The sequence below is a fragment of the Desmonostoc muscorum LEGE 12446 genome, from assembly GCF_015207005.2.
Classification (GTDB): domain Bacteria; phylum Cyanobacteriota; class Cyanobacteriia; order Cyanobacteriales; family Nostocaceae; genus Nostoc; species Nostoc muscorum.
In genome coordinates this window covers 3522214-3533648 of record NZ_JADEXS020000001.1, presented here as the reverse complement: position 1 = coordinate 3533648, position 11435 = coordinate 3522214, and the positions used below count along the sequence as shown (strand labels likewise).

7 protein-coding genes and 1 pseudogene are annotated in these 11435 nt (G+C 46.1%); 7 read left to right on the top strand and 1 reads right to left on the bottom strand.

Annotated features, from left to right (window positions below; all coding sequences use genetic code 11):
• Entirely contained in the window at positions 1-300 is a 300-nt protein-coding gene (locus IQ276_RS15155; RefSeq protein WP_045870192.1) for a 30S ribosomal protein PSRP-3, read from the bottom strand.
• A 234-nt stretch (positions 301-534) separates the two neighbouring features.
• Here IQ276_RS15155 and IQ276_RS15150 point away from each other — a divergent pair.
• The 7 genes and pseudogenes from IQ276_RS15150 to IQ276_RS15120 form a co-directional block, all read left to right on the top strand.
• Positions 535-747, top strand: a pseudogene (locus tag IQ276_RS15150) (DUF29 domain-containing protein); the annotation flags it as partial.
• Positions 748-859: 112 nt separating this feature from the next.
• Complete coding sequence (locus IQ276_RS15145) at positions 860-1132, top strand: DUF29 domain-containing protein (RefSeq protein ID WP_235115687.1); 273 nt, start codon at positions 860-862, stop codon at positions 1130-1132.
• A 182-nt stretch (positions 1133-1314) separates the two neighbouring features.
• Positions 1315-3339, top strand: a complete 2025-nt coding sequence (locus tag IQ276_RS15140) for a response regulator (RefSeq protein WP_235115686.1) — start codon at positions 1315-1317, stop codon at positions 3337-3339.
• A gap of 235 nt (positions 3340-3574) precedes the next feature.
• Positions 3575-3922, top strand: coding sequence for a PAS domain S-box protein (locus tag IQ276_RS15135; protein ID WP_193917344.1), 348 nt, complete (start codon positions 3575-3577; stop codon positions 3920-3922).
• A gap of 165 nt (positions 3923-4087) precedes the next feature.
• The gene (locus IQ276_RS15130) at positions 4088-6970 is read left to right on the top strand and encodes a PAS domain S-box protein (protein ID WP_193917346.1); all 2883 of its coding nucleotides are present in this window, start codon (positions 4088-4090) and stop codon (positions 6968-6970) included.
• Positions 6971-7055: 85 nt separating this feature from the next.
• Positions 7056-7442, top strand: a complete 387-nt coding sequence (locus tag IQ276_RS15125) for a response regulator (protein WP_193917360.1) — start codon at positions 7056-7058, stop codon at positions 7440-7442.
• Positions 7443-7776: 334 nt separating this feature from the next.
• A complete protein-coding gene (locus IQ276_RS15120; RefSeq protein WP_193917348.1) occupies positions 7777-11025 on the top strand; it encodes a M10 family metallopeptidase C-terminal domain-containing protein in 3249 nt (1082 codons plus the stop codon).
• The last annotated feature ends 410 nt before the right edge of the window (positions 11026-11435 follow it).

Genomic DNA, 11435 nt, shown 5'->3' with positions numbered 1-11435 from the left:
TCAAGCGCTACCCGTGAAGGCAACTTCCGGAAATTTCAACTGAGCTTCTGCCATTGGGCGATTTCTGCCTTCCTCTTGCCAGTAGTTAATCACTTCAGTTGCTTTGTTAAGCAACTCGACGCGATCGAGGTCACTAATCCAGTGTTTGGATTCGAGTTCCTTCTTTAACTCTTCCCAAGCATCATTTCTCGGCCAGAAAAAGTACTTGGTCAAAGGGCTTGTGCCTTTGCCGACAACTTGATCGACTGCTAGAGCGACGTTTTCGTCTAACCACAGAATTTTCAAAATAAACTTGGTCAATCACACCTCCGGGAATTTCCGGGCATTACTTAACTAGGATAGCGATCGCTTATTTTAACGCAATACCCCATCAATGACCAAATAGTGATGGGCATTGGGCATGGGGAAGATGCGGGAGATGAGGGAGATGAGGGAGATGAGGGAGATGAGGGGGATGCAAAGAAAAACTAACGACAAATTAATGATTGAAAATGAACTAACATCAAGTGTAGTCGGCGCTAACTACAGATGCTTATGACTGCTCAAATGCCCCAATCTCCAACTACGTCTGGTTCAGATTTGTATGAACAAGATTTTTACTTGTGGATTCAAACCACAGCAGAATTGCTCAAGCAAAAGAATTTCACACAACTGGATTTAGAGAATTTAATTGAAGAAATTCAAACAATGGGTAGGAGTGAAAAGAAAGCACTCAGAAGCAATTTGGAAGTGGTGCTAATGCATCTATAGCAATCTGATTTGATTTGGAGAATCACTCGTAGGGGTAAGGGACTGGGGACTGGGGACTGGGGGCTGGGAAGAAGGAATAAAGGTGTACCTAGCTTCCCAAAAATCAAATATGAGTCCTATATTAAAGTATAAGTATCAAAGCGAGAAACGTTCTGGTAGTTGGCGAGCAACAATTCGGGAGCATCGTAAACGCCTTAAAGAAGCTCTAGAAGAAAGTCCTAGTCTGAAACCCTATTTTGATGAAGTTTTGCGGCAGTGTTATGACGATGCTAGACTGTTGGCTGCTGATGAAACTGAACTAGCTGTGGCTACCTTCCCTGAACAATCTCCGTTTACACCAGAGCAAATCCTCGACCCTGATTTTTTACCTGAGTCAAGATAATTCGTAATATCTAACATTGGTCAAAGCTCTACAAAAGCCAGTCTCCAAGCTCGATTTATCCCCTTTTGCTACACCCTGGCAGACATTAGTGCAATTACCTTAACCTCTGACGAATGATTACAGGTAAACTGACATTCAGTAGTGCTGAAATCAGGTAAATTGCTATTCATGCAGCGTGGATCATGCGAATTTTGTTGATTGAAGATGACACCGTTCTGTTAAATATGCTGGCGGATGCCTTAACCAGTCAGCATTATATCGTTGATACTGCAACCAATGGTCTAACAGGGTGGGACTATTCCCAAAGCACTACGTATGATTTGATTTTGTTGGATGTAGAGTTGCCCAAACTGGATGGCGTTACCCTCTGCCAGCGATTGCGGGCAGCAAAATGCACCACGCCGATTTTGCTGATGACAGCCAGAGAAGCCAGCAGCGAACGCGTGCGCGGATTGGATTCTGGTGCAGACGATTATCTGATTAAACCGCTCGATCTTGCCGAACTTCAGGCACGCATTCGGGCGCTTTTACGACGAGGTGAAGTCGTTCCCACTGGTATCTTGCAAGTTGGCGAATTGCGCTTAGACCCCCGCACTTGCGAAGTCACCTATGGAGAGACAATTATAGAATTCAGACCCAAAGAATATAGCCTATTAGAAGTGTTTCTCCGCAACCCATCGCGGGTTTTCAGCCGCGCTCAACTGGTCGAGTACCTCTGGACATTTGATGACTCGCCCCAGGAGGACAGTGTAAAAGCCCACATCAAGGGACTACGACAGCGCTTAAAAACCGTTGGCATCGCAGACTGGATTGAAAACGTTTATGGGTTGGGTTATCGGCTAAAGGAAGGAGTAGCAGATGCAAAAAGCCAGAAGACAGAAGGCACAAATCTGATAACGAATGGGGGAGTAGAAGATTGGGGAAGGCAGGAAAGTCCATCACCCCAAGTCACCTCACAGATGCAAAAAGGGTTGGACAAACTCTGGGAGCAAAGCAGGGGATTGATGCTAGAACGCTTGATGGCAGTGCGTCAGGCAGTTGGAGCGATCGCCACCGGAACGTTATCTACCGAGTTACGCCAGGAAGCACGACAGGCAGCCCACAAACTCGCAGGCGTATTGGGGATGTTCGATCGCCCAACCGGAACTAAAGTAGCACGGCAAATTGAGGAGATTTTTTTAAGCGATTCCCTACTCGCAAAAGCAGGAGATGGGGAGCAGTTAGTGCCGCTGGTGCGCGAGTTAGAACATTTGTTGGATTTAGAAGACTTAGAACAGATAGTATCCAAGAATTCTGCACCATTATTGCCGATTAATCCAGAACCATCCTTAGGTCAGGAGTTGCCGCAATCTCAAAACCATTCGGTAAAGGTGTTAGTGGTGGATGATGACCCAATCTTTCTAGCAGCGTTACGACCGATGCTAGAACCTTGGGGCATTCGGATGATTGGGCTTGAGCTATCGTTGCAGTTCTGGGATGTGTTGCGGGCGACGGTTCCCGATTTACTGATTTTGGATGTGGATATGCCACAGAGAGGGGGGATTGAGTTATGTCAGGCAGTCCGCCTCGATGCAGACTGGCAGAGTTTGCCGATTTTGTTTCTTACCATTCATAGGGATCAAGAAACGATTCAGGAGTTATTTGCCGCTGGAGCTGACGACTACATCACCAAACCCGTATTCGGACAGGAACTTCTGACCCGGCTTACCAATCGCCTCGATCGCACCCGTCAACTTCAAGCCCTGGCAACCAAAGATCCCCTGACGGGGTTAGTCAATCAACCCCAGTCCACCCGGACTCTGGAATCTTTGCTGCACCAAGCAAGCACCGCTCATCCCGTCTGTCTAGTCTTGCTGAAAGTGCCCCAATTATCCCAAATCAATCTTCAGTTTGGTCATGCCACAGGCAACCACGTATTGCAGCGTTGGGCGCAGCTGTTACAGTCTAATCTTCATGATGCAGCGGCGATGGGATATTGGGGAAATGGAGAGTTTGTTGTGGGACTTTCTGGATTTACAAAAGCAGACAGTGAAACTCATCTTTCTCAATTGCTAGCAACTTTACGGCAGCAAGTATTCACTGCTCCCGATGGCAGGCAATTTCAAGTCATGGTTTGTAGTGGCATTGCTGAATCTCCAGCAGATGGGTTAAAGCTGCAAACTTTATATTATCTCAGTTGGACGCGATCGCAAATTCCCACTTTCTAGAGATGAGGGAGATGAGGGAGATGAGGGAGCAGGGGAGCAGGGGAGCAGGGGAGAGTTCAATGTGCCAAGTTCAATCCCCTCTGCCCCTCTGCCCCTCTGCCTCTTCCAATGCCCCATGCCCAACAAAAAATATTTAGTTTTGCTTTAACTGCATAGTGGAACGTCGTAGAAGTCTTAAAATGCTTGTAGCTTTGAAGACTCCACTCTACTGCTCCTCCATTACCCTCTCCTGTCCATGAAATCCATCGGTGAACTCAAATTAGAAACGGATGTACCGGTTGTTGCCACAGAACATCAAGGATTTATCACCTACGTCAACGAGCGCTTTACAGCAGTCTTTGGCTGGAATGCAGCAGAAATTATTGGGCAAAACATCACGACGATTATTCCAGAAGGCTTTCATGCACCCCATCACCTCGGCTTTTCGCGCTTTCTTTCCACTGAGAAATCGACTATTCTCAATCATCCTCTGCAACTCAAAGGCATCACTAAAGATGGTAAAGAAATTGAAGCCGAACATTTCATTCAGGCAGAGCAACATCAGGGGCAATGGGTTTTCTGGGCTACCTTGCGTCCGCTTTAGAAAGTAATAGTTCCAAATCTCATAGTCAAATATCGACCTGCACCTTTGATGCATCGACCTGCACCTTTGATGCATCGACCTACACGATAGTCTTGTTAAGGAGAGGTTGGCAGTGGTGGGATGTGAATACAGAAAAAGTGAACTGGTATAGGGAAAGTAAAGGAGATGGAGAAGGATATACCCAATAATTACACTCACTTGACAAACCTGGTTAACCAACTCCGGGCAACATTAGGAATGATGGAAATGGCATTAGGAGCGATTTCTGATGCCATTGTTTGGACGGGAGAGGATGGAAGGGTGCAGTGGTGCAATGCCGCATTCGATAGGCTTGTGGAGCGATCGCACATTCTATTGCTCAATCAACCGTTGAGGGAGTTGATACCGTTGATGCAGTCAGGGCAACCCATTCCAGAGATGGATTATCCCAACACCCAGGTATTGCAGTCTGAGTATGCCACGACTGAGTATGAGTTTCAATCGAGTGAGCGATCGCTGATTTTAGAAATATCGGGAAATCGGGTCGAGTTGGCAGATGGCAAAAGTTTTGCTGTGCTGGTTATCCGGGATGTGACGGCTAAAAAGCAGGACGAGAGCGATCGCAAACGGGCAGAGGCAGCTCTTGGACAAAGTGAGTTGCGTTACCGCGCCCTTGTGACAGCAACAGCTCAGGGGGTATTCACTACCAATGCTGCGGGAGAAGTTCTTGAGGACATTCCCATCTGGCGGGCGTTGACGGGAATGAGTGAAGCCCAGGCCAAAGGCTTTGGCTGGTTAGAAAGTATTCACCCCGACGATCGCCAAACGACGATGCAAGCTTGGATGGAAGCCATCCAGACAGGCAATCTCTACGAAATTGAGCAACGAGTGCGGGTGGCATCCGGCGAGTATCGCTTATTTCTGGTGCGGGCGGTTCCCGTTTTAGATGACCAGGGCAACATTCAAGAATGGGTGGGGACTCAGATCGATATCACCGATCAAAAACGAGCAGAGTCAGCCTTGCGGCAATCGGAAGAACGATTTCGAGCTTTGTATGAATCCACTAATATTGCCATTTTCTTGAGAGATGACAAAGCTACGGATAGAGAGAACTTTCTCACCTGTAACCAAGCAGCTCAACGACTATTTGGCTATTCTCGCGAACAAATCACTAATAACTATCCGGTGAAACTTTCACCCCCTGTTCAACCGAATGGACAAAATTCGGTTGAGCTTGCAAACCAGCATTTAGCAATTGCATACGCTCAGGGGAGCCATCGTTTCGAGTGGATATATCGCCGCGCTAATGGTACTGATTTCCCAGCTGAAGTGCAGTTAACCGTGTTTGAAGCCAATGGCAACAAACTGGTGCAAGGCATTATTCAAGATTTGACAGAGCGCAAGCAAGCCGAAGCCATCTTGCAACGTCGCGCCCAAGTTGAGCAGCTATTCAGCAGCATTTCTCGCCAATTTATTGACCAGAATGCACAAACGGCAATCCTTTTTTCCCTGGAGACGATTGCCGAATTCCTCCAGGCTGAACACGCTTGCCTATTTACACGCATCGATCGCCACAGGCACTTTCAAATGGTGTATGAGTGGTGTGCCCCACAGGTAGCCCCTGTCAGTTCTGAGGCTCGCCGATCGCTGATCGAACAATTTCCCTGGTTTTACGATCGCATCCTTAGCGGTCAAACCGTCCATATTCCCTGCGTGGCTGAAATGTCTCCCACTGCGATCGCTGAGAAAATGGTATTAGATAGTCTGTCGATTCAGTCGCTAATCGCTGTACCTATGCTGCACTCTGGCAAAGTGGTTGGCTTCCTGGGCTTGGATGTGGTGCATTGGTCTAGAACCTGGAGCCAAGAAGACATTACCTTACTGCAACGAGCCAGTCAACTCATTGCCATCGGACAGGTGCGACAGCAAGCTGAAGAAAAATTTACCAAGGTGTTTCGTGCTAGTCCTAGTCCAATCTCCCTCACAACCCTGGCTGATAGACGGTTTATTGAAGTCAATCCTAGTTACTTAAAGCTTTGTGGCTGCACAGCCGAAGAACTCATTGGTCACACTGCCAGGGAACTCAGATTAGGAGTCACCTCAGAAAAATATAGTGAGGTACTCCAGCAATTCTTAAAAACTGGGTCGCTCTACAATCAGGAAGTTGAATTTCTCACTCGCTCCGGTGAAACTAGAATCGTCTTGCTTTCAATTGAATTGATCAATCTGTCCGGCACTGATTGCATCTTAAACATGATCAATGACATTACCGAGCGTAAGCGACTAGAAAACGAGTTTATTTCCCTGGTGAGTCACGAATTACGCACCCCACTCACTTCTCTTATGGGCGGGCTGTATCTGCTCGGTTCTGGGCAAGTAGCAACCCTCACACCCAAAGGTCAAAATCTTCTGAACATTGCCACCACCAACACCGAGCGATTGATTCGTTTGGTTAATGACATTCTCGATTTGGAACGAATGCGATCGGGGAAAATCACCCTGCAACCTGCCAAATGTAATGTTGCCAATCTGCTGATTCAAGCGACAGAAGCGATGCAAGCAATGGCAGAACAGGCAGAGATTCAGCTAGTTGTGGAACCCCTCGATGTCGAACTCCTGGTCGATTCCGATCGCATCCTGCAAACCTTGACAAATTTACTTAGTAATGCTATCAAATTTTCTGAATCTGGTGGTACTGTTTGGCTGAGTGCAGAAGTTAGAAGTCGGGAGTATGAGCAAGATTCTTCAACTTCCCTGGTCTCACTTCCCCAGTTCCCCACTTTATCATTCTCTCCACCCTATGTGCTGATCGCAGTTCGTGACCAAGGTCGAGGCATTCCGCCAGATAAAATACAGCTGATCTTTGAACCTTTTCAGCAAGTCGATATTTCTGATTCCCGCCAAAAAGGGGGGACGGGCTTGGGGCTATCGATCTGCCGCAATATCATTGAGCAGCATGGTGGTAAGGTCTGGGTAGAGAGTGTTTTGGGTCAAGGCAGTACGTTTTATATTTTGTTGCCGCTGACAGGGGAGAATCGGGAATCGGGAATCGGGCGATCGCTTCTCTAGTTTTTCTCGATTGGCAGCTACTCTCAACAGTGGGCGATACTATCAATTTCCCCAATATATCGTTCTCTTGTGGGTTGTGATTGCTATGAGTATGTGTGTCTTAATCGTAGATGACGAAGCAGATGTGCGATCGATCGCTCAAATGGGACTGGAAATCGGAGCCGGATGGAACGTGCTAACGGCGAGTTCTGGCAAAGAAGCTTTAGAAGTGGCGATCGTCCATCAACCCGATGTCATTCTGCTGGATATGATGATGCCCGATATGGATGGTCGCGCCACACTCAAATGCCTGAAAGAGAACCCGTCAACGCAAGAGATTCCAGTTATTTTTGTCACCGCTGCTGTGCAACCGTCCGAACAGGCGAGTTTTGCTGGGCTAGATGTAATTGCGATTTTTGCCAAACCCTTCAACCCGCTAAAGTTACCTCATCAAATAACGGCTGCGATGAACGCCCGACCCAAACTTTCGTAAAAATTTTAACCGCTTCTAAAAAAAACAAAATCTTGAGTCCGCGTAGGCGGACTTTTTTTATTGCCACGAATTTTATTCGCCAAGATTATAGCCGCAATCATTAGATACAAAGCATTTCTCTAGTTGTTCTCGATCGCTCCAAAAATTTGATCGAATTTGGCGATCACGTTTCCCTGGTTATTCTCTTTTTCTCTCTAATCTACTAATTATTGAGCCAAGTGAAACACAGCATCTCATCAATACAGATGCAGTTTCAAACTCAAACAACTTAATTTTGATTGCTTTAAATTAACCTAACCAAACACTAATCTTAATTACTCATCAGGAGAATACTATGACCACACCATATTACGTTGATGCGCTACTCTTTCCAGGACAACCTCATTGGGCGAAGAGTAGTGATGGGATTACCAGAATTAAGTACAGCTTCAGACCATCCTCCGACGAAAAATTTAACTTCGATCAAAGAGAAGCTGTACGTCGAATTGTAAAGCTTTACGAAAACATCGCCAAAATAGATTTCATCGAGGTTCCTGACGATCAAAATCCCCAAATTCGCTTTGGAATTGCAGACCGAGGAGAAAACGAAGGGGCTGACGCTAGTGGAACGCCTGGCTCTTATGTGGATATTTGGCTTAACAATAATCCAAAAGCTATGGTTGATGGATTTTCAAAACCGACCGAGGGAAATTACGCCTTTATGACCTTAATGCACGAAATCGGTCACGCATTGGGACTCAAGCATACTGGTGACTACAACGCTAATGGGGGAGGAACTCCTGGTCCCTATTTGTACGGTCAGGAGGATAGCTTACAATACACCATCATGTCATATAATGGAGCGACGTTGAGCGATGGAACCATTGCTGGAACTAATTATCAAGGTAGTGGGATCTTTGCACTAACTCCCCAACTTTACGATGTTGCAGCGATTCAGTATCTCTACGGTCCCAATAATAATTTTAATACCGGAGACACGCTCTATCTTTTTAGCTCTAGTAAGGCGTTTTTGGGGACAATTTGGGATAATGGTGGTGTAGACACCATTAATGCTAGTACTCTCTCCCTCGCTGCAAAAATTGACCTCAATACAGGCTCCGATCACTTTAGCTCAATTGGACCTTTCTCAGATAGTTTCTTGTTTAACAGAGCCTTTGATAATGTAGCGATCGTCGATGGCGTAGTGATTGAAAATGCCTATGGTGGTTCTGGCAACGATACTATCATTGGGAATGGGGCTGAAAACTATCTTTCTGCAAACAATGGTAATGATAGCCTTAAGGGTGGGGATAACAATGATACCCTCGAAGGTGGCAGTGGAGACGATTTCCTCAATGGTGGAGAAGGGAATGACCTTCTCATAGAGGGAAACGGCAATAACTTGATCATTGGGGGAAATGGCTTTGATACCCTTAAAGAGTCTGGAAATGCTGACTTTACAGCGTTTTACGACCACATTGAAAAAAAGACATTTAGTGGAGTTACAAAAGACTCTTACAGTTTATTTGACATTGAACACCTGATTATAGAAGGGGGTGTAAGTGAGAATACCCTCAATGGTGGTTCTTTTGGCTGGGGATCTGTTGAGCTTTATGGCGGCGAGAACGATGACACCCTCACAGGTGGACTGCTAGGTGGCGACATTCTTAATGGTGGAGATGGCAATGACACGCTGATAGAGGGTGGTGATACAAGTTACTTCTTAGATGACGCTCACCTAATCAAAGGTAATTTTACCGATTCTCTCTTTAGTATTGAAAAAGCCAAACTGACAGGGGGTGGCAAGGATAACTCTATAGATGCTTCTCACTTTAGTGGCTCTGTCTACCTCCTTGGTAATGCTGGCAATGATTTTCTTTACGGAGGTAAAAGCGATGATGACCTCGATGGGGGAAATGGAAATGACCAAATTTTTGGTGGAGCAGGAAATGATGACCTGTTCGGGGGACTCGGTGACGATCTTCTCAATGGGGGAACGAACACTGACACAGTTTCAGAATCTGGGGATGTCAGTTTCTTCCTGTTGAATGGTATAACCCTAATTGGCAATGGAACTGATTCCCTGGTTAGCATTGAAAAGCTCAAGCTCACTGGAGGTAACAGCGGCCATACCCTCAACGTTTCTAGCTTTACAGGAACTGCTTCCCTTTTTGGTAACGCAGGTAATGACATACTCTATGGCGGTCTTGGCGCTGACTTTCTCAGCGGTGGTGCTGACTATGACATCATCAGACAAGAGGCTACGTCATTCGACATCAACTTTATCCTCAAAAATAATCAACTGATAACCAAGGGAGTAGGGAAATTTGGTCTATTGTATACCGTAACGGACACGCTGTTTTCAATAGAAGGCGCTCAACTAATCGGTAACAGTAGCAATAACTCTATTGATGCTTCTGCTTTCACTCAGGGAGGTGTCTTGCTCAATGGTAAGCAAGGCAATGATACGCTGCTGGGAGGACAGAAAGATGACACCCTCATCGGGGGAACTGGCAACGACAGTATTAATGGTGGCGCGGGTATTGACACGATCTTAGAAGGTGGGTTTGACTTTACGCTAAAAGACGGTTCACTGTTGGGCAATGGCACAGATATCCTCAATAGTATTGAGAAAGCGAACTTGACAGGTAACGGTGGTAACAATTTCCTGAATGCGATTGAATTTACCGGCTCTGTTACCCTCGATGGCGGCTTTGGTATTGATACCCTGTATGGAGCAGCTGGTGATGATATCCTCATAGGAGGTCGTAGCGCTGAAGATGACGCGATCTTGGGAAATGGCGGGAACGATCTGGTTTACGGCGGTGACTTTCAGTCCACAACCTTTACAGGAAATGATGCCCTGAATGGAGGTGCTGGCAACGATACCTTGTTTGGTGGTGACGGCAATGACTTCCTGATTGGTGACACCAACGATGATCAATTATTCGGTGGCTTTGATAACGATACTCTGTTTGGCAATGATGGCAATGACACTCTGATGGGTGAAGATGGCTTAGACAATCTTTATGGTGGCGACGGCATCGATTCGCTCTCCGGTGGCAACGGCATCGACTATATCGAGGGCAACATCGGCGACGATCTCCTTTTTGGCGATGACGGGGATGACATACTTCACGGCGGAGACAATAACGACAAACTCAACGGTGGCAATGGCAACGATCAGCTTTTTGGTGATACTGGCAACGATACACTGATGGGTGTGCAGGTATCTGTGGGGAGTAATTTTGGCAAGGATGAAATTGATATCCTCATTGGGGGGCAAGGTCAGGATTCCTTCGTTTTTGGTAGTTCTGGCAATCTTTTCTTCTACAATGATGGCAACCTTCTTTCTCAAGGTACTACTGACTATGCCCGCATCATTGATTTCGGACTTGACGATCGCATTGTTCTAGCTGGGTCTAAGGAGCTTTATACTCTCAGTGCTGTACCCACGAGTATAGGCAATAGTGGCGGACGGGCAAGTGATACCGGAATTTACCTGAATATGCCTGGTACTTCGGAACTCATTGGTGTTATCCAAGATGTTTCTTTGTCTACCTCTGATTTGCAGAGTACGAGCTTTTTCAGTTTTGTTGGCTAGTACCAAAACACAGCAGAGAGGGCGATCGCCGAGCATCTTCCTCTGTATAAAAAATATTTATTAATTAATCTTATCCCCTCCCCCTTTAGGGATGGGATTTTACGTTATACCATTTCTTTGTGAGGCTGCGCCAAATTTTCTTAGCTTCTTCTTTGTTTCTTTCTTTGCGTTCTTTGCGCCCTTTGCGGTTCGTTACTCATATAGTTTGGCGCATCCTCATACAGAATTGGTATTATACCAATTCTCTAAAATCAGGCAAGAGATTCAAACCCCAAAACCCAAACTATATCTGACTTTCTGAATTACGAATTACGTAGCTTGCTTCTCGCCGGAGGCGAGTATTACGAATTACGAATTATGAATTACGAATTGGTATTAGAGACTCTTTACTGGGAATAAAAAATAAAGGT

Excerpts from the sequence above, each read along its gene's own strand:
- IQ276_RS15145 (WP_235115687.1), top strand. The coding sequence starts at position 860 with ATGAGTCCTATATTAAAGTATAAGTATCAAAGCGAGAAACGTTCTGGT.
- IQ276_RS15135 (WP_193917344.1), top strand. The coding sequence starts at position 3,575 with ATGAAATCCATCGGTGAACTCAAATTAGAAACGGATGTACCGGTTGTT.
- IQ276_RS15140 (WP_235115686.1), top strand. The coding sequence starts at position 1,315 with ATGCGAATTTTGTTGATTGAAGATGACACCGTTCTGTTAAATATGCTG.
- IQ276_RS15125 (WP_193917360.1), top strand. The coding sequence starts at position 7,056 with ATGAGTATGTGTGTCTTAATCGTAGATGACGAAGCAGATGTGCGATCG.
- IQ276_RS15130 (WP_193917346.1), top strand. The coding sequence starts at position 4,088 with ATGGAGAAGGATATACCCAATAATTACACTCACTTGACAAACCTGGTT.
- IQ276_RS15120 (WP_193917348.1), top strand. The coding sequence starts at position 7,777 with ATGACCACACCATATTACGTTGATGCGCTACTCTTTCCAGGACAACCT.